We start from the raw sequence: 17,796 nt of genomic DNA on the forward strand, positions 1-17,796 counted from the left end.
GCTCCGGCCCTACTGCCGGATCGCCCAGCCCCGCTCCCGCAGCGCCGCCGTGAGGACGGGTGCCGCCTTGGGCTCGACCATGAGCTGCACCAGACCGGCCTGCTGCCCGGTCGCGTGCTCGATCCGCACGTCCTCGATGTTGACCCCGGCCCGCCCGGCGTCCGCGAAGATGCGGGCCAGCTGCCCCGGCTGGTCGTCGATGAGCACCGCCACCGTCTCGTAGAGCCGCGGGGCGGACCCGTGCTTGCCGGGGACGCGGACCTGGCCGGTGTTGCCGCGGCGCAGCACGTCCTCGATGCCCGTGACGCCCTCGCGCCGCTTGTCCTCGTCGGAGGACTGCAGCGCGCGCAGGGCCCGCACGGTCCCCTCCAGGTCGGCGGCGACGTCCGTGAGCAGGTCGGCGACCGGCCCCGGGTTCGCGGACAGGATGTCGATCCACATCCGGGGGTCGGAGGCGGCGATCCGGGTCACGTCCCGGATGCCCTGCCCGCACAGCCGTACGGCGGCCTCCTCCGCGTGCTCCAGGCGCGCGGCGACCATGCTGGACACCAGGTGGGGCATGTGGGAGACGAGGGCCACGGCACGGTCGTGCGCGTCGGCGTCCATGACGACGGGCACGGCGCGGCAGTGCGAGACCAGTTCCAGGGCGAGGTTCAGCACCTCGGTGTCGGTGTCCCGGGTGGGGGTCAGCACCCAGGGGCGGCCCTCGAAGAGGTCGCCGGTGGCGGCCAGCGGGCCGGACTTCTCGCGGCCGGACATGGGGTGCGTGCCGATGTAGGACGACAGGTCCAGGCCGCGCGCCTCGAGCTCACGGCGTGGTCCGCCCTTGACGCTGGCGACGTCGATGTAGCCGCGGGCCAGGCCGCGCCCCATCGCGTCGGCGAGCACGCCGGCCACGTGGGCGGGCGGGGCCGCGACGATCACCAGGTCCACCGGCCCGTCGGGGGCCTCGTCGGTGCCGGCGCCGAGCGCGGCGGCCGTGCGGGCCTGTTCCGGGTCGTGGTCGGCGAGGTGGACGGTGACGCCCCGCTGGGACAGGGCGAGGGCGGCGGACGTGCCGATGAGTCCGGTGCCGAGGACGAGTGCGGTTCTCACTGGGCGATGTCCTTGCGCAGGGCGGCCGCGGCACCGAGGTAGACGTGCGCGATGTCGCCGCGGGGCTTGTCGGACTCGATGTGCGCGAGGACGCGGACCACGCGGGGCATGGCGCCCTCGACGTCCAGCTCCTGCGCGCAGATCAGGGGCACGTCGACGATGCCGATCTTGCGGGCGGCGGCCGCCGGGAAGTCGCTGTGCAGGTCGGGCGTGGCCGTGAACCAGATGCTGATCAGGTCGTCGGCGGTCAGTCCGTTGCGTTCCAGGACGGCGGTGAGCAGCGTCCCGACCTGCTCCTCCATGTGACCGGCCTCGTCCCGTTCCAACTGGACGGCGCCCCGGACCGCTCGTACCGCCACGGCGATGCTCCTTAGCTGACGTGCGTCTCTCGGCTGTTAGGGCGTCCAGCCTAGCCAGACGGCGCGCGGGCGGTGCCCGCCGCCCACCTCCTGAGACGGGCGACGTGCACGTTTCCCGGCGGTCGGCCGTGAAGCGCTTCTCCTCCGGCGCATGCGGTGCCACGATGCCGGAACCGCGGCCCCGCTCCGGCCTCCTCGCCCCCCGGTCCCTCTCCCCCGGTCCCCTGCGCCTGCCACGGCAGCCGCTTCCGCGTCACCGACGGCTCGGCCGGGAACGGCCCCGGGACCGGGCCGCTGCCCGGGGCAGCGGATCACGGTGGGGGAAATTCGGTCCGCCCGGCGTGATCCGCCGCGTACGCTCCCGCGCATGCGCCCCGAAACCCTGGTCCGCGACCACACCGTCTACGCCTGCGTCATGGGGTCGCGTGCCTTCGGCCTGGCGACGGAGGACAGCGACACCGACCGCCGGGGCGTGTTCCTCGCCCCCACCGCCCTGTTCTGGCGCTTCGACAAACCGCCCACGCACGTCGAGGGCCCGGCCGAGGAGCAGTTCAGCTGGGAGCTGGAGCGCTTCTGCGAGCTGGCCCTGCGCGCCAACCCCAGCGTCCTGGAGTGCCTGCACTCCCCGCTCGTGGAGTACGCCGACGACACCGGCCGCGAGCTGCTGGACCTGCGCGGGGCGTTCCTCTCCCGCCGGGTCCACGAGACGTTCACGCGGTACGCCCACGGCCAGCGCCGCAAGCTGGAGGCCCACGTCCGCGCACACGGCGCCCCGCGCTGGAAGCACGCCGTGCACCTGCTCCGCCTCCTGACGAGCGCCCGCGACCTGCTGCGCACGGGCACGCTCACGATCGACGTCGGCGACCACCGCGGACCGCTCCTCGCGGTCAAGCGGGGCGAGGTCCCGTGGCCCGAGGTCGAGGCACGGATGACCCGCCTGGAGCGGGAGGCCGGGGAGGCGGCCCGGCGCACCCCGCTCCCGGCCGGACCGGACCGGCGGCGCGTCGAGGACTTCCTCGTCCGCACCCGCCGCGCCTCGGCCCTGCTGACTCGCTAGGGCCCCCGCGCGGCCCCGGACGGTCACGCGTCCCAGAGCGCTCCCAGCGCCAGCAGCTCGTCCCGGTACTCGATGCGGTCGGCCCAGGCGGCCGGCCAGGCGTCGGCGCCCAGGTGCGCGCCCGCGAAGGCGCCCGTCAGGCAGGCGAGGGAGTCGGAGTCGCCCGCGGTGCAGGCGGCGCGGCGCAGCGCGGTGAGCGGCTCGTCGACGAAGAGGAGGAAGCAGAGCAGGCCGGTCGCCAGGGCTTCCTCGGCGATCCAGCCCTCGCCCGTGGCCAGGCAGGGGTCGGTCTCGGGCGAGACGGTGCGCACGGCGTCCCGGAGGCGCTCCAGGACCTCCAGGCACTCGTCCCAGCCGCGCGCGATGAAGTGCTCGGGGGTGGGGTCCTGGGCGCGGGCCCACAGGTCGCCGAGCCAGAACTCGTGGTAGCGGGTGCGGTTCTCGTAGGCGTAGGAGCGCAGCAGACCGATCAGGCCGGTCGGTTCGGCGCCCTCGGCGAGCAGCCGTACGGCGTGCGCGGTGAGGTCGGAGGCGGCGAGCGCGGTGGGGTGCCCGTGGGTGAGCGCCGACTGCAACTGGGCGGCGCCCGCGCGCTGTTCGTCGCTCAGACCGGGGACCAGACCGATGGGCGCGACGCGCATGTTGGCCCCGCAGCCCTTGGACCCGACCTGGCTGGCGTCCTGCCAGGGGCGGTCCTCGCGGGCCAGCAGGTGGCAGGCCTTGAGGCAGGTGTTGCCGGGTGCGCGGTTGTTCTCGGGCGAGCGCCACCACTCCACGAACTCCTCGCGCACCGGCCGCTCCAGCCGCTTCGGGGCGAGCGGCCCCCGGTCCGTCGCCGTGCGCAGTCCCCTGCCGAGCGCCAGCGTCATCTGGGTGTCGTCGGTGACGATCGCCGGTCTCGGCAGCTCCATCTCCCGCCAGGGCCCGCACTTGGCGAGGATCGAGGGCACGTCGTCGAACTCCGTCGGGAAGCCCAGCGCGTCCCCGAGGGCGAGTCCGGTGAGCGCCCCCGTGGCGGCGCGCTTGGTGAGGGTGGTCGTGGTCATGCGGGGCGTCCTTCCGGGGCCGGCCGGAGCAGCGGCGGGTGGAGGTCGGTGGCGGTGCCCGCGCGGTACAGGGCGGCGGGCTTGCCCCGGCCGCCGGTGAGGCGCGCGGCACCGGGGACGGCTTCGACGAAGCCCGGGGTGGCGAGCACCTTGCGCCGGAAGTTGGGGCGGTCGAGCGTGGTGCCCCACACGGCCTCGTAGACCTGTTGCAGCTCCCCGAGGGTGAACTCGGGCGGGCAGAAGGCGGTGGCGAGACAGGTGTACTCGAGCTTGGCGCCGACGCGCTCCCGGGCGTCGGCCAGGATCCGGTCGTGGTCGAAGGCGAGCGGCCCGGCCGCGTCGTACGGCGTCCAGCGGGCCTCGGCCGCGTCGGTCCCGGCCCTCGGCTCGGGAGGGTCCGGCAGCAGCGCGGCGAAGGCGACCGACACGACCCGCATCCGGGGATCGCGGTCGGGTTCGCTGTAGGTCCGCAGCTGCTCCAGGTGCAGCCCGGTCACGTCGGCCAGGCCGGTCTCCTCGGCCAGCTCCCGGCGGGCCGCCGACTCCGCCGACTCCGACGGCAGCAGAAAGCCGCCGGGCAGCGCCCGGCGGCCGGCGTACGGCTCCTGCCCCCGCTCGACGAGCAGCACGTGCAGCGCGCCCGCGCGGAGCGTGAAGACGGCGAGATCGACGGTGACGGCGAAGGGCTCGAAGGCGTACTTGTCGTAGCCGCGCACGGCCGGCCACCCCCTTAATAGTCACTCAGACTATAAAAGGGGGCGGCGACCCGTGACAACCCTCAGAGGTCGACCTCCCGCATCAGCATCCCGACCTCGGTGTTGGACAGCCGGCGCAGCCAGCCCGACTTCTGGTCGCCCAGGGCGATCGGCCCGAAGGCGGTGCGCACCAGCTTCTCGACCGGGAACCCGGCCTCCGCGAGCATGCGGCGCACGATGTGCTTGCGGCCCTCGTGCAGGGTCACCTCGACGAGGTAGTTCTTGCCGGTCTGCTCCACGACCCGGAAGTGGTCCGCGCGCGCGTAGCCGTCCTCGAGCTGGATGCCGTCCTTCAGCCGCTTGCCCAGGTCGCGCGGGATGGGCCCGACGATGTGCGCGAGGTAGGTCTTCTTCACGCCGTACCTGGGGTGGGTCAGCCGGTGCGCCAGCTCGCCGTGGTTGGTGAGCAGGATGACGCCCTCGGTCTCGGTGTCGAGCCGGCCGACGTGGAAGAGCCGGGTCTCCCTGTTGGTGACGTAGTCGCCGAGGCACTGCCGGCCCTCGGGGTCCTCCATCGTGGAGACCACGCCGGCGGGCTTGTTCAGCGAGAAGAACTGGTACGACTGCGTGGCGACGGTCAGACCGTCGACCTTGACCTCGTCCTTCTCCGGGTCGACGCGGCGGCCCTGCTCCAGCACGATCTCGCCGTTGACCTCGACCCGCGCCTGCTCGATCAGCTCCTCGCAGGCACGCCGGGAGCCGTAGCCCGCGCGCGCGAGGACCTTCTGCAGCCGCTCGCCCTCCTGCTCGGCGCCCGGGAAGGTCTTCGGGAGCTTCACGTCCTTCCTGCCGGCGTACCGCTCGCGGTTGCGCTCCTCGGTCCGCGCCTCGTACTCGCGCGAGCGCGCCGGGGCGGTGCGGCCGCGGCCGTCCTTGGGGGACGACGGCTTCGCCCCGCCGCGCCCCGACTTCGGGCCGTCCTTGGTGGCCCCGGGGCCCACGTCGTAGCGGCGCTCCTCGGGGCGGGGCTTGCGGGGGCGGCCCTGCCCCTGCTTCTGGTCCCTGTTGTTGCCGGCACCACGGTAGTTACCGCGTCCGCCGCTCTTTCCGCTGCCGCTGCTTCGCATCAAAATTCCGTCGTCGTCGTGTTCGTCGGGGGACCGTCGTCCGGGTCCGGTGCGTCCGGATCGAACGACGGCACGGCTTCCTGGGTCTCGGCCTCGATCGCCTCCGCCTCCGGGAGGAAGGGCGCGAGCTCCGGGAGCTCGTCCAGACCGCGCAGGCCCATCCGCTCCAGGAAGTAGTTCGTCGTCGTGTACAGGATCGCACCTGTTTCGGGTTCCGTGCCCGCCTCCTCGACCAGACCGCGCTGCAGGAGGGTGCGCATCACGCCGTCGCAGTTCACTCCGCGCACGGCGGAGACCCGGCTGCGGCTGACCGGCTGGCGGTAGGCGACCACGGCGAGGGTCTCCAGGGCGGCCTGGGTGAGCCGGGCCTGCTGGCCGTCCAGGACGAACCCCTCCACGGCGGCGGCGTACTCGGGGCGGGTGTAGAAGCGCCAGCCGCCCGCGACGAACCGCAGCTCGAAGCCGCGCCCCTGCGCCGTGTACTCGTCCGCCAGCTCGCGCAGCGCGTCCGCGACCTGGCGTTTCGGCCGCTGCAGTATCTTCGCCAGGTGTTCCTCGGTCGCGGGCTCGTCCACGACCATGAGCACCGCCTCCAGGGCGGGCCTGAGGTCGAGGTCCGCGACGGTGCGCGGCCCGGCGGGTGCGCCGGCGGTCTCGTCGCTCATGCCTTCCTCTCCTCCCCCGGCTGCTCCGGCGGCCGGTCGAACTCGTCGGTGACCGTGGGGGCGGCGTCCCCGTCGCCGCCGGTCCAGCGCACGGTCAGCTCGCCGAGCGCGGTCTCCTGCTCGAGGGCGACGGCCTTCTCGCGGTACAGCTCGAGCAGCGCGAGGAACCGGGCGACGACGGTCAGCGTGTCGTCGGTGTCCTCGACGAGCGCGCGGAAGTCGGCCTCGCCGAGCTCCTTCAGCCGGGCGACGACGATCCCGGCCTGCTCCTGCACGCTGACCAGCGGCGCGTGGATGTGGTCGACGTACACCTGCGGCCTGGGCCTGGGCTGCATCGCCTTCACGGCGAGTTTCGCGAACCCCTCGGGGCCGATGCGGATGACGACCTCGGGCAGCAGCTCGGCGTGGTGCTGCTCGAGCCCGACCGTGCGGGGGTGACGGCGGGCCTCCGCGTCGAGGCGGCCGCCGAAGATCTCCGCGATCCGCTTGTACGCGCGGTACTGCAGCAGGCGGGCGAACAGCAGGTCCCGGGCCTCCAGCAGGGCGAGGTCGGCCTCGTCCTCCACCTCGGCGGCGGGCAGCAGCCGCGCCGCCTTGAGATCGAGCAGGGTGGCCGCCACGACCAGGAACTCGGTCGTCTCGTCCAGGTCCCAGTCCGCCCCCAGCGCCCGGATGTACGCCATGAACTCGTCGGTCACCCTGGACAGGGCGACCTCGGTGACGTCCAGCTTGTGCTTCGCGATCAGCTGGAGCAGCAGGTCGAAGGGCCCTTCGAAGTTCGCCAGCCGCACCGTGAACCGGCCGTCGCCCTCGTCGCCGCCGTCGCCCTCGCCACCGTCGGCGGCGCCCGCCTCCGGGTCCGCCGCGCCCGCGCCCTCGACGCCCGGCTCCCGCACGGCGGCACTGGACACCGGGGCACTGGACACGGAGGCACCGTCAGCGGCCACCGCCCGGCCGGCCGTGCCGGCCCCGGGCGCCTCCGCCACCGTGCCGGCATCCGCCGCGCCGGCCGGGGGCTCGGTGCCGGGAGGCGGGGGCTGCGTCCCGGGAGGCAGGGGCTCCGGCGCGGGAGCGTCCTGCGCCGGGCGCCGCACCGGCCCGGCCGGTGCGGGGATCCGCGCGGGGGCCTCGGCGGCCGCTTCCTCCGCGGGCGGCACGGGCGGCGGGCCGGCCGTCGGGCCCGGCTCCGCGGACGCGGCGGTCCCGTCCTGCGACGCGGCCACCGGCTCGTCCGGCGGAGTCGTCGGCGGCGCCGCTCCCGGGCCCCGCCCCAGCGGGCGCCGGCGGTTCGGCCGGCCGCCGGGGGCGGAAGGGTGGTTCGAGGTCATGACCTCCGCAGGCTACCGCTACCGTCCGCGAAGCCGGCGTACGAGGATGCTCGCCTCCCCGCGGGTCTCCAGGTCGGCGAGGACCACGGCGACCGCCTCGCGGACGATCCGGCCGCGGTCCACGGCCAGTCCGTGCTCGCCGCGCAGCACCAGGCGCGCGTGCTCGAGGTCCATCAGCTCCTCGGCGGAGACGTACACGGTGATCTTCTCGTCGTGCCGCTCACGGCCGCTGGGCCGGCGCGCCGCCGCTCTCCCGCGCTTGCGCGGGGCCGCGGCCGCGGCTCCTTCCGGTGCGGCCTGACGCCGCCCGGGGCCCGCCGCGGTGCGGCTGTGGGACTCCCCGGCCTCGGCCGGCCCGGCGTCCGCGGCGACGTGCTCCGCGCCCTCGCCGTCGCCGCCCTGGGCGGGCACCGACTGCGGCGCGTCCTCCTGGGCCGCCGCCGCGTCGCCCTCCCCGGCGGGAGCGGGGACGCGGGCGTCGCCGTTGGCCTGACGCCTGGGCGTGGACGCCTGGAGCGCCATCCCCCCTGTCGTGCGGAAGAGTTCGTCGGCCCCCGGCAGACTCACTCGGCGTGACACCGGGCGAGCACCTCCCTGGCGAGCTGGCGGTAGGCGGCGGCACCGACGGAGTTGGAGGCGTACGTGGTGATCGGCTCACCGGCGACCGTGGTCTCCGGGAAGCGGACCGTGCGCCCGATGACCGTGTGGTAGACGTGGTCGTCGAACGCCTCGACCACGCGCGCGAGCACCTCTCGGCTGTGCACCGTGCGCGAGTCGTACATCGTGGCGAGGATGCCGTCGAGCTCCAGGTCGGGGTTGAGCCGCTCCTGGACCTTCTCGATGGTCTCGGTCAGCAGGGCCACACCGCGCAGCGCGAAGAACTCGCACTCCAGCGGCACGATCACCTTGTGCGCGGCGGTCAGCGCGTTGACCGTGAGCAGGCCGAGCGAGGGCTGGCAGTCGATCACGATGAAGTCGTAGTCGTCCATGAGCGGCTTCAGCGCGCGCTGGAGCGTGGACTCGCGCGCGACCTCGCTCACCAGCTGGACCTCGGCCGCCGACAGGTCGATGTTGCTGGGCAGCAGGTCCATGTTGGGCACCGCCGTCTTCAGCAGCACCTCGTCGGCCGCCATCCCCCGCTCCATGAGCAGGTTGTAGACGGTGAGGTCGAGCTCCATCGGGTTGACGCCGAGGCCGACCGACAGCGCGCCCTGCGGGTCGAAGTCCACGAGCAGCACCCGGCGCCCGTACTCCGCGAGCGCGGCACCCAGGTTGATGGTCGACGTCGTCTTGCCCACGCCGCCCTTCTGGTTGCACATCGCGATGATCTTCGCGGGGCCGTGGTCGGTCAGCGGGCCCGGGATCGGGAAGTACGGCAGCGGGCGCCCGGTCGGGCCGATGCGCTCACGGCGCTGACGCGCCGCGTCGGGCGCGAGCGTGGCCGCGTACTCGGGGTCGGGCTCGTACTCGGCGTCGGGGTCGTAGAAATGCCCCTCGGGCAGTTCGTCGTAGTCGGCGAAATGGTTGTGGGGCGCGCCACTTCCGTCGCCGGCCATGGCGTTCACGTGATGGCCATCCATGCTTCGGTGTGCTGGGTGAGTCACCCCTGAAGCCTGGTGACTCTGATGGGCTGCGAAGGTGCGCACAGCGACGGAGCCGACAGGAGCGAACCCAGCGGGTCCCTGGCCCCGTGCAGGCGTTCCTGGTTGACCACCCCCGGGAGTAAATGTCGACTCATTCACAAGTCGTCTTACCTCCTTGGTGACCAGGAAACTTCTAGACAGGTCAGCGTGGCACCATGCCGACGGTTGGCGACTCTATGGCGTGTCGACCGTTCGCAGCAACACAATCCGCCGGACCCGGCTCGATGTGTCGGCAATGAAACATCCCTCTGTCAAGGGCGTACGGCCGTCGCACGGCAGGTTTCACCGGTGTGCGAATCGGTGGAAGGGTTACGTTCGAGGCGAGTTGTACCGGACCGAGGAGTGACCATACACACATCCGGCCGGACCTTGTCGGGCAAGGTCCGGCCGGGTATGCGACGTTGACGGCCGGCGGCGGTCCCCCCGATCGAGCGAAGCCGGGTTCGGGGGTGTGTCGCCTTCGCCGGCCGGTGACTTGGTCGACTTGACGCCTGGGCGACTCAGCCGAGCAGGGAGGCGAGCTCCACGTGCTCGAGGCCGTGCGCCTCGGCGACCTCCTTGTAAACGACCTTGCCGTCATGCGTGTTGAGGCCCTTGGCGAGCGCGGGGTCGCGGCGCAGCGCCTCCACCCAGCCGCGGTTGGCGAGCTCGACGATGTACGGCAGCGTGGCGTTGGTGAGCGCGTAGGTCGAGGTGTTGGGCACCGCGCCCGGCATGTTGGCCACGCAGTAGAAGACCGAGTCGTGGACCTTGAAGGTCGGCTCGGCGTGCGTGGTGGGGTGGGAGTCCTCGAAGCAGCCGCCCTGGTCGATCGCGATGTCGACAAGGACACTTCCGGCCTTCATCCGCGAGACCAGCTCGTTGGTGACCAGCTTCGGGGCCTTGGCGCCGGGGATCAGGACCGCGCCGATCACCAGGTCGGCCTCCAGGCAGGCCTTCTCCAGCTCGAAGGCGTTGGAGACGACGGTCTGGATCTTCGTGCCGAAGATCTTGTCCGCCTCGCGGAGCTTGTTGATGTCCTTGTCGAGCAGGGTCACGTGGAAGCCCATGCCGATGGCGATCTGCGCGGCGTTCCAGCCGGAGACGCCGCCGCCGATGACGACGGCCTTGCCGGCCAGCACGCCGGGGACACCACCGGGCAGCACACCGCGGCCGCCGCTGGCGCGCATCAGGTGGTAGGCACCGACCTGCGGGGCGAGCCGGCCCGCGACCTCGGACATGGGCGCGAGCAGCGGCAGCGCGCGGCTCGGTAGCTCGACGGTCTCGTAGGCGATCGCGGTGGTGCCGGACTCCAGGAGGGCGTCCGTGCACTCCTTGGAGGCGGCCAGGTGCAGGTAGGTGAAGAGGGTCTGGTCCTTGCGCAGGCGGTGGTACTCCTCCGCGACGGGCTCCTTGACCTTCAGCAGCAGGTCGGCGGCGGCCCACACCTCGTCGGCGGTGTCCAGGATCTCCCCGCCCGCGGCGACGTACTCCTCGTCCGGGATCGAGGAGCCGACACCGGCGCCGCGCTCGATGACGACCTGGTGGCCGTTGCGCACCAGCTCGTGCACGCCGGCGGGGGTGATGGCCACCCGGAACTCGTTGTTCTTGACCTCGCGGGGGATGCCGACCTTCACGTCGATCACGGTCCTTGGCTCAGAGGATATGAGGGGTCTTACTACACATACCCGGGTGCACGAGGGCACACCGGGAGAGACCGCAGAAGATGGTGCGGCAGAGCCAGTCTAATGAAGGCGTTCCGTCTGTCTAGCCTTTCATTGCATCAATCTTCAGCAGATGCGCTGCGGATTTCGCAGGCGTTAGCTCCTTGTTCCAGCTCGGAGTCGCCCTCCGGGGCCTCCTCGTCCAGCATGCGCTCGGCCGTACCGCGGTGCAGTGCGGCCGACGTGGGGTCGCCGAGGCGTTCGAAGGCGTCGGCCAGCCGCAGGTGCAGCGCCGCCTGCAGCCGGGTGTCCTCGGCCCGGCGGGCCCACTCCACGGCCTCGTGGCAGGTGCGCAGCGACTCCTCCGGCCGGCCCGCGTACTCCTGCACCCGGGCCAGTTCGCTGAGCGCCCGCGCCTGTGCGGCCACGTCCCCGTTCTTGCGGTGCCCGGCGACGGCCGCGCGCCAGTTGCGCAGCGCCTCGCCGTAACGGCCGGCATAGGTGTGGGCGGCGGCGATACGGCCGTAGAGCCGGGCGGCGTCCGCGCGCTCGTCCCGGGCGAGCCGCTCGGCCAGGGCCCGGCCGAACCAGTCGGCGGCCCGGTCGTAGTCCCCGAGTTCCAGGTGCGCGCCGCCCACGGATTCCATCGCGCGGCCGGTCGCGTACGGATCGCGCGCCTCGCGTCCCGCGTCCAGCGCGTCCCGGTAGCGCACCAGGGCGTCGGCCGTGCGGCCGGTGCGGGCGTCGAGGTCGCCGAGGTTCAGCAGGGCCGCCGCCCGCTCGCGGGGCAGACGCCGGCGCTCGGCGACGTCCAGGACCAGGCCGTGCAGGGCGTACAGGTCGCTCGCGGCCGCCTGGGTGCCGACGTGTGCCACCATGGCCCGCACCAGCTGGGACATCAGCCGCCGGGCCAGGGTGTCCAGCTCCCCGTCGGCGACCGCGAGCCGGGCGGAGGCGAGCAGGGCGGGCCTGCTCAGGCGCAGCCACTCGGCGGCGGCCCGGGGACTGGGGAAGCGCACGGAGCGCGGCATGCCGAGGAGCCTCTCGCGCGCCAGCGGGCTGTCGGTCTCGGTGATCGCCCTGCACGACTGGAGCAGCCGCACGGTCCGCTCCAGCATGCGGGCGCGGGCCAGCTGGAGCTCGGCGGGGCGCTCGTGGGTCTCGGCGAGGTCGCGCAGCAGGGGGTGCAGACAGCCGGGCACCTCGTACTGCGGGAGCGGCGAGGCCACCGCGTGCAGCAGACCGCGGGCGACGAAGTCGTCCAGGGCGGTGCGGGCGTCGTCCACCGCGCAGCCGGCGAGCGCGGAGGCCGTGTGCGGGTCGACCAGGCCGGCCGGGGCGAGGCTGAGCAGGCGCAGCGTCCGGGCGGCGGGCGCCGGCAGCGAGGCGTGCACGAGCTGCAGGACGCGGCCGGTCACGGTGGACCGGCCGCTCTCCGCGTGCAGCTGCTTGGCGAGGTCGGCGACGGCGGCCTTGGGCCGGGCGGCGAGCCAGCCCCCGGCCAGCACCAGGGCGGCGGCCTCGCCCTCGCACAGCTCGGCGAGTCCCTCGGCGGCCCGGGGGTCGACGGTGATGCGGACCGACCCGGCGGCCCGGGACAGCAGCTCCACCGCGGACTTGGTGTCGAGGCCGCCGAGCGTGCAGGGGCGGACGTCCGCGATGCCGGTCAGCGGCCCCGAGGAGACGGCGACGGCCAGGCACTCCGGGTTGTCCGGCAGCAGCGCGTCGACCTGCCCGGCGTCGGCCGCGTCGTCCAGCAGGAGCAGCATCCGGCGGTCGGCGAGGGTGGCGCGCAGCGCCTCGGTGAGGTCGTCCTCGGGGGCTCCGGCGGGGGCGGGCACCTCCAGCGCGCCGAGCAGCTCCCGCGCGGCGCGCTCGACGGGCACGCGCGCGCCGCCGGGTTCGGTCAGCCGGGCGCGCAGCACCCCGTCGGGGTAGCGGTCGGCGACCTGGCGCACGAGTTCCTCGGCGAGGGCCGTCCGGCCCGAGCCCGGACGGCCGGCGATGAGCAGCACGCGCGCGCGGGGTGTCTTGCGGCCCGAGAGGGTGTCCAGTCCGGCGCGCTCGATGTCGGCGCGCAGTTCCTTCAACTCCCTGGTGCGGCCCAGGAAACGGCCCTGAACGGCTGCGTCCTGGGAGAGCCGCACACTGCCCGGGTCCACCGCCTGATCCGTCACGGACCACACTCCCGTCCCACCGCACGCGCAAGCCCGCCCCGGTGCGAAGGGTGCCGCGCCTGCTTCCTGGCTCACTCGCGAAGAGCCTAGTTCACGCTCTGCTACGTTCCCGGCGCAGCGGCGCGGGCGCATCCCCCGATCGGATCAACCGATGGTCACATCATCATGAGCGCGCAGGGGTCCGGGCGGGATCAGGCCTCGAACGGGCGCGCGGGCCACGGCGCCTGAGCCGGACGCAGCGCGTCCAGGCCGTCCCCGGCCCGTGCGGCGACGAGCGAGAGGACGCCCACCACGAGGCAGTTGTTGTGCAGCTCGCCGGCCAGCACCCCGCGCACCAGCTCGTCGACGGGCACCCGGGCCAGCTCCATGTCGGCCTCCTCGTGCTCGACCTCGAAGCGCTCGCCCTCGGCCTCGGACAGACCGCGGGCGAGGAAGATCCGCACGGCCTCGTCGCAGCCGCCGGGGGTGGTGTACACGTCGGTCAGCACCCGCCAGTCCTCGGCCTTGACGTGCGCCTCCTCGTACAGCTCGCGCTGGGCGGCGTGCAGCGGGTTCTCACCGGGGACGTCCAGCAGGCCGGCCGGGATCTCCCACAGCCGGTGGCGCACCGGGTGGCGGTACTGGCGCAGCACCAGGACACGGTCGGCGTCGTCGAGGGCGAGGACGGCCACGGACCCGGGGTGGACCTGGTAGTCGCGGTGGACCACGGTCCCGTCGGGCATGACCACCTCGTCGGTGCGGACGGAGGTCTTGTTGCCCGTGAAGGGGGTCCCGGTCGCCCGGATCTCCCACTCCTCCGGGGTGTCCTTGATCGTCATGCCTGTCCTCCCGAACGTACGGCGGTCGTGCGTGCGCGCCGCGTGAGAAAAGCGGCCGGGGCGCGGACCCTTCGAAGGCGCGCACCCCGGCAACCGTACAACTGGCGCGTTACTCCGAGATCTTCCGCTCGACGGCGGCCTTCACCAGGCCCGCGAAGAGCGGGTGCGGACGGGTCGGACGCGAGCGCAGCTCCGGGTGCGCCTGGGTCGCGACCAGGTACGGGTGGACCTCGCGCGGGTACTCGACGTACTCCACGAGCTTGCCGTCCGGGGAGGTGCCGGAGAAGACGATGCCCGCCTTCTTCTCCAGCTCCGCGCGGTAGGCGTTGTTCACCTCGTAGCGGTGGCGGTGGCGCTCCTCGACGTACTCCTTGCCGTCGTACACCTCGCGCACGATCGAGCCCTCGGCCAGCTTGGCCGGGTACATGCCGAGCCGCATGGTGCCGCCCATGTCGCCCTCACCGGCGACGATGTCCAGCTGCTCGGCCATGGTGGAGACGACCGGGTGGGCGGTGGCCGGGTCGAACTCGGTGGAGTTGGCGTCGGAGATGCCCGCCAGGTTGCGGGCCGCCTCGATCACGATGCACTGCAGGCCCAGGCACAGGCCCAGCAGCGGGATCCTGTTCTCACGGGCGTAGCGGATCGCGCCGACCTTGCCGAGCACACCGCGGTCGCCGAAGCCGCCGGGGATGCAGATGCCGTCGACGTCGCCGAGCTGCGCCTGGGCGCCGGCCGGGGTCTTGCAGTCGTCGGAGGTGACCCACTTGATCTTCACGCGGGCCTTGTTGGCGAAGCCGCCCGCGCGCAGCGCCTCGGTGACCGAGAGGTAGGCGTCGGGCAGGTCGATGTACTTGCCGACCAGGGCGAGGGTGATCTCGTGGTCGGGGTTGTGGACGCGGTCGAGCAGGTCGTCCCAGGTCGTCCAGTCCACGTCCCGGAAGGGCAGGTCGAGCTTGCGCACGACGTAGGCGTCCAGGCCCTCGGCGTGGACGACCTTCGGGATGTCGTAGATCGAGCGGGCGTCGGGGCAGGCGACCACGGCGGCCTCGTCGACGTCGCACATCAGCGAGATCTTGCGCTTGATCGCGGTCGGCACCTCGCGGTCGCAGCGCAGCACGATCGCGTCCGGCTGGATGCCGATGTTGCGCAGCGCCGCGACCGAGTGCTGGGTCGGCTTCGTCTTCAGCTCGCCCGAGGGGCCGATGTAGGGCAGGAGGGAGATGTGGACCACGAAGACGTTGTCCCGGCCGACCTCGTGACGCACCTGGCGGACGGTCTCCAGGAACGGCAGCGACTCGATGTCGCCGACCGTGCCGCCGACCTCCGTGATCACGACGTCCACCTCGTCCGTCGCCATGCGGCGGATGCGGTGCTTGATCTCGTTGGTGATGTGCGGGATGACCTGCACGGTGTCGCCGAGGTACTCGCCGCGCCGCTCCTTGGCGATCACCGTCGAGTAGACCTGGCCTGTAGTGACATTGGCGGAGCCGTCCAGGTCCCGGTCGAGGAACCGCTCGTAGTGTCCGATGTCCAGGTCGGTCTCCGCACCGTCGTTGGTGACGAACACCTCACCGTGCTGGAAGGGGTTCATCGTGCCAGGGTCGACGTTCAGGTACGGGTCGAGCTTCTGCATCACGACGCGCAGACCCCGGGCCTTGAGCAGCATGCCGAGGCTGGAGGCCGTCAGGCCCTTGCCGAGAGAGGAGGCGACACCCCCGGTGACGAAGATGTGCTTGGTCGTCGAAGATTTGGGCGGCATGGCCAAGAGGGGGCTCCCGTGGTCGCGGTCTGGAGGGTGCGGTTCCGGGGTTTTCTCGCCCACCGGTCCACGGGCTACCAGCGTATCAGCGCCACGGCGCGGTGGCGCCCGGGCGCAGGCCGGGCACGCTCCGCGCACGCGCCGACACGGGCGCGGGGCCTCCGGCGGCCCTCCGGTCCGCCGCTCACTCGTTCAGCGGAGTCTCGTTCTCCGGAGCGGCACACAGATCATCTACGTGCGTCGTATCCTGCTCGGACACTCACTGACGAGCCCGACCGGCCGAACGGCACCACCCCCGTCCGTTAAGTTCCGGAACAACGACAGCTCGTCGGTTCGTTGAGCAACAATTGGCGCTTTGCACGACGGCTGAGCGGCTGCTGTGATCCACCGCTCAACGACGCATTGCAAAAACCCCTTGACCGCACTAGCGACAGCCCCCTCGTGGGGTGACGTGGCCGTTCGACTGGAGTTGCACGTGGCCGGGCGCATCGAAGACTACGCACTCATCGGAGACATGCAGACCGCTGCCCTGGTCTGCCGGGACGGCACGGTGGACTGGCTGTGCCTGCCCCGCTTCGACTCGCACGCCATCTTCGCCGGCCTGCTGGGCACCGAGGAGCACGGCTTCTGGCGGCTCGGTCCCGCGCACGCCCCCGACGCCGAGCCGCCCACGGCGACCCGGCGCGGCTACCGCGGTGACTCGCTGGTCCTGGAGTCCGAGTGGGACACCCCGCGCGGCACGGTCCGGGTGACCGACTTCATGCCCCCGCGCGACGGCGCCCCGCAGCTGATCCGGATCGTGGAGGGCGTCTCCGGCCGGGTGCCGATGCGCTCGGCGCTGCGGATGCGGTTCTCCTACGGCCGGATCGTGCCGTGGGTGCACAAGCACGAGGGGCGCACGGTCGCCGTCGCGGGCCCGGACTCCGTGTGGTTCGACACCCCCGTCGACACCTACGGCAAGTCGCTGACCACGTACGCGGACTTCACGGTCGCACCGGGTGACCGGATCACGTTCACGCTCTCGTGGCAGCCCTCGCACAAGGAGCCGCCGCCGCTGCCGGAGCCGGAGCAGTCCCTGGAGGCGACGGAGGACTTCTGGCGCGAGTGGGTGGAGCACTGCACGTACCACGGCCCCTACCGCGAGGCCGTGATCCGCTCCCTGATCACGCTGAAGGCCCTGACCTACGCCCCGACCGGCGGCATCGTCGCCGCGCCCACCACCTCCCTGCCGGAGGACATCGGCGGCGTCCGCAACTGGGACTACCGCTACACCTGGCTGCGGGACGCGGCGATCACCCTGTCCTCGCTGCTGCGCACCGGCTACCGCGAGGAGGCCCGCGCCTGGCGCGAGTGGCTGCTGCGCGCGGTGGCGGGCGACCCGGAGAACCTGCAGATCATGTACGGCATCGCCGGTGAGCGCGAGCTCGGCGAGGCGGAGCTGGACTGGCTGCCCGGCTACGAGAACTCCAGCCCGGTCCGGGTCGGCAACGGCGCCGCGTCCCAGCTCCAGCTGGACGTGTACGGCGAGGTCATCGAGGCCCTGCACCTGGGCCACATGACCGGTCTGGCGCGAAACGACTACGCGTCCCTGCTCCAGCTGAAGCTGATCCGCTACCTGGAGAAGCACTGGCAGGAGCCGGACGAGGGCATCTGGGAGGTGCGCGGCCCGCGCCGCCACTTCGTGCACTCCAAGGTGATGGCCTGGGTCGCGGTGGACCGCACCATCAAGCTCGTCGAGTCCGGCGACGCCGACGGCCCGCTGGAGGAGTTCAAGCGGCTGCGCGACGACATCCACCGGGACGTGTGCGAGAAGGGCTACGACAAGGAGCGCAACACCTTCACCCAGTCCTACGGGTCGAAGGAACTGGACGCCTCGCTGCTGCTGATTCCGCAGGTGGGCTTCCTGCCGCCGGACGACAAGCGCGTGATCGGCACCGTCGAGGCGATCCAGCGCGAGCTGTCCACGCCCGACGGCTTCATCCTGCGCTACCCGACGGAGGGGCAGCACGAGGGCGTCGACGGCCTCCCGGGCGACGAGGGCGCGTTCCTCGCCTGCTCGTTCTGGATGGCCGACGACCTGGCGATGATCGGCCGTGTGGACGAGGCCCGCAAGCTGTTCGAGAAGCTGCTGGCGCTGCGCAACGACCTCGGGCTGCTCGCGGAGGAGTGGGACCCGCGCCTGAAGCGCCAGGTGGGCAACTTCCCGCAGGCGTTCAGCCACGTGCCGCTCATCGACACCGCCCTGCGGCTGACGGCTTCGGGCGCCTACGGGGGCTGAGGCCCGCCATCGCGGTGCGGGTGCCTCCGGCGTCCGCACCGCGCCCGGGCCGCGGCAGGCGTCCCGGCCCGCGGGCGCGGGGAACGGACGTCCTCCCCGCGCCCGG

The 17,796-nt window shown here is 72.8% G+C and carries 15 protein-coding genes; 2 read left to right on the forward strand and 13 right to left on the reverse strand.

Annotated elements, in window-relative coordinates; all coding sequences use genetic code 11:
• Nucleotides 1–9: 9 nt before the first annotated feature.
• The gene (locus GL259_RS09840) at nt 10–1,095 is read right to left on the reverse strand and encodes a prephenate dehydrogenase (RefSeq protein WP_159531193.1); all 1,086 of its coding nucleotides are present in this window, start codon (nt 1,093–1,095) and stop codon (nt 10–12) included.
• Nucleotides 1,092–1,454 (reverse strand): chorismate mutase, encoded by a 363-nt coding sequence (gene aroH, locus GL259_RS09845; RefSeq protein ID WP_159531195.1) that lies wholly within the window; start codon nt 1,452–1,454, stop codon nt 1,092–1,094. Before aroH ends, GL259_RS09840 begins: the two co-directional genes overlap by 4 nt.
• Nucleotides 1,455–1,821: 367 nt before the next feature.
• Between aroH and GL259_RS09850 the strand changes: the two genes are divergently transcribed.
• Complete coding sequence (locus GL259_RS09850) at nt 1,822–2,511, forward strand: nucleotidyltransferase domain-containing protein (protein WP_159531198.1); 690 nt, start codon at nt 1,822–1,824, stop codon at nt 2,509–2,511.
• A 23-nt stretch (nt 2,512–2,534) separates the two neighbouring features.
• Here GL259_RS09850 and GL259_RS09855 read toward each other — a convergent pair whose 3' ends face one another.
• The 11 genes from GL259_RS09855 to GL259_RS09905 all read right to left on the reverse strand — a co-directional run bounded on the left by GL259_RS09855 (nt 2,535) and on the right by GL259_RS09905 (nt 15,412).
• Nucleotides 2,535–3,557: an ADP-ribosylglycohydrolase family protein gene (locus GL259_RS09855; RefSeq protein WP_159531200.1), complete on the reverse strand. Its 1,023-nt coding sequence runs from the start codon at nt 3,555–3,557 to the stop codon at nt 2,535–2,537.
• Nucleotides 3,554–4,273 carry an NUDIX domain-containing protein gene (locus tag GL259_RS09860; protein WP_159531202.1) on the reverse strand — a complete coding sequence of 240 codons (720 nt, stop codon included), beginning with the start codon at nt 4,271–4,273 and terminating at the stop codon, nt 3,554–3,556. The genes GL259_RS09855 and GL259_RS09860 overlap by 4 nt, the downstream gene beginning before the upstream one ends.
• Before the next feature lie 62 nt (nt 4,274–4,335).
• Nucleotides 4,336–5,379 (reverse strand): pseudouridine synthase, encoded by a 1,044-nt coding sequence (locus tag GL259_RS09865; RefSeq protein ID WP_159531204.1) that lies wholly within the window; start codon nt 5,377–5,379, stop codon nt 4,336–4,338.
• Nucleotides 5,379–6,044, reverse strand: coding sequence for an SMC-Scp complex subunit ScpB (gene scpB, locus GL259_RS09870; RefSeq protein ID WP_159531207.1), 666 nt, complete (start codon nt 6,042–6,044; stop codon nt 5,379–5,381). Before scpB ends, GL259_RS09865 begins: the two co-directional genes overlap by 1 nt.
• Complete coding sequence (locus tag GL259_RS09875; protein ID WP_159531209.1) at nt 6,041–7,372, reverse strand: segregation/condensation protein A; 1,332 nt, start codon at nt 7,370–7,372, stop codon at nt 6,041–6,043. Before GL259_RS09875 ends, scpB begins: the two co-directional genes overlap by 4 nt.
• 18 nt (nt 7,373–7,390) lie before the next feature.
• On the reverse strand, nt 7,391–7,951 hold the full coding sequence (locus tag GL259_RS09880; protein WP_243762281.1) for a hypothetical protein: 561 nt from the start codon (nt 7,949–7,951) through the stop codon (nt 7,391–7,393).
• Nucleotides 7,936–9,114, reverse strand: coding sequence for a ParA family protein (locus GL259_RS09885; RefSeq protein ID WP_166461462.1), 1,179 nt, complete (start codon nt 9,112–9,114; stop codon nt 7,936–7,938). The genes GL259_RS09880 and GL259_RS09885 overlap by 16 nt, the downstream gene beginning before the upstream one ends.
• A gap of 401 nt (nt 9,115–9,515) precedes the next feature.
• Nucleotides 9,516–10,640 carry an alanine dehydrogenase gene (gene ald / locus GL259_RS09890; RefSeq protein ID WP_159531212.1) on the reverse strand — a complete coding sequence of 375 codons (1,125 nt, stop codon included), beginning with the start codon at nt 10,638–10,640 and terminating at the stop codon, nt 9,516–9,518.
• 137 nt (nt 10,641–10,777) lie between these two features.
• Nucleotides 10,778–12,835 carry a tetratricopeptide repeat protein gene (locus GL259_RS09895; RefSeq protein ID WP_159531213.1) on the reverse strand — a complete coding sequence of 686 codons (2,058 nt, stop codon included), beginning with the start codon at nt 12,833–12,835 and terminating at the stop codon, nt 10,778–10,780.
• A 191-nt stretch (nt 12,836–13,026) separates the two neighbouring features.
• Nucleotides 13,027–13,653 carry an NUDIX hydrolase gene (locus GL259_RS09900; RefSeq protein WP_159531214.1) on the reverse strand — a complete coding sequence of 209 codons (627 nt, stop codon included), beginning with the start codon at nt 13,651–13,653 and terminating at the stop codon, nt 13,027–13,029.
• Nucleotides 13,654–13,762: 109 nt separating this feature from the next.
• Entirely contained in the window at nt 13,763–15,412 is a 1,650-nt protein-coding gene (locus GL259_RS09905) for a CTP synthase (protein ID WP_159531215.1), read from the reverse strand.
• A gap of 475 nt (nt 15,413–15,887) precedes the next feature.
• Here GL259_RS09905 and GL259_RS09915 point away from each other — a divergent pair, with 475 nt between their 5' ends.
• The gene (locus tag GL259_RS09915; protein ID WP_159538505.1) at nt 15,888–17,690 is read left to right on the forward strand and encodes a glycoside hydrolase family 15 protein; all 1,803 of its coding nucleotides are present in this window, start codon (nt 15,888–15,890) and stop codon (nt 17,688–17,690) included.
• Nucleotides 17,691–17,796 lie beyond the last annotated feature (106 nt).

This window comes from Streptomyces sp. Tu 3180 (genome assembly GCF_009852415.1).
Taxonomy (GTDB): domain Bacteria; phylum Actinomycetota; class Actinomycetes; order Streptomycetales; family Streptomycetaceae; genus Streptomyces.

Excerpts from the sequence above, each read along its gene's own strand:
- GL259_RS09900 (WP_159531214.1), bottom strand. The coding sequence starts at position 13,653 with ATGACGATCAAGGACACCCCGGAGGAGTGGGAGATCCGGGCGACCGGG.
- GL259_RS09875 (WP_159531209.1), bottom strand. The coding sequence starts at position 7,372 with ATGACCTCGAACCACCCTTCCGCCCCCGGCGGCCGGCCGAACCGCCGG.
- GL259_RS09850 (WP_159531198.1), top strand. The coding sequence starts at position 1,822 with ATGCGCCCCGAAACCCTGGTCCGCGACCACACCGTCTACGCCTGCGTC.
- GL259_RS09905 (WP_159531215.1), bottom strand. The coding sequence starts at position 15,412 with ATGCCGCCCAAATCTTCGACGACCAAGCACATCTTCGTCACCGGGGGT.
- GL259_RS09865 (WP_159531204.1), bottom strand. The coding sequence starts at position 5,379 with ATGCGAAGCAGCGGCAGCGGAAAGAGCGGCGGACGCGGTAACTACCGT.
- scpB (WP_159531207.1), bottom strand. The coding sequence starts at position 6,044 with ATGAGCGACGAGACCGCCGGCGCACCCGCCGGGCCGCGCACCGTCGCG.
- GL259_RS09855 (WP_159531200.1), bottom strand. The coding sequence starts at position 3,557 with ATGACCACGACCACCCTCACCAAGCGCGCCGCCACGGGGGCGCTCACC.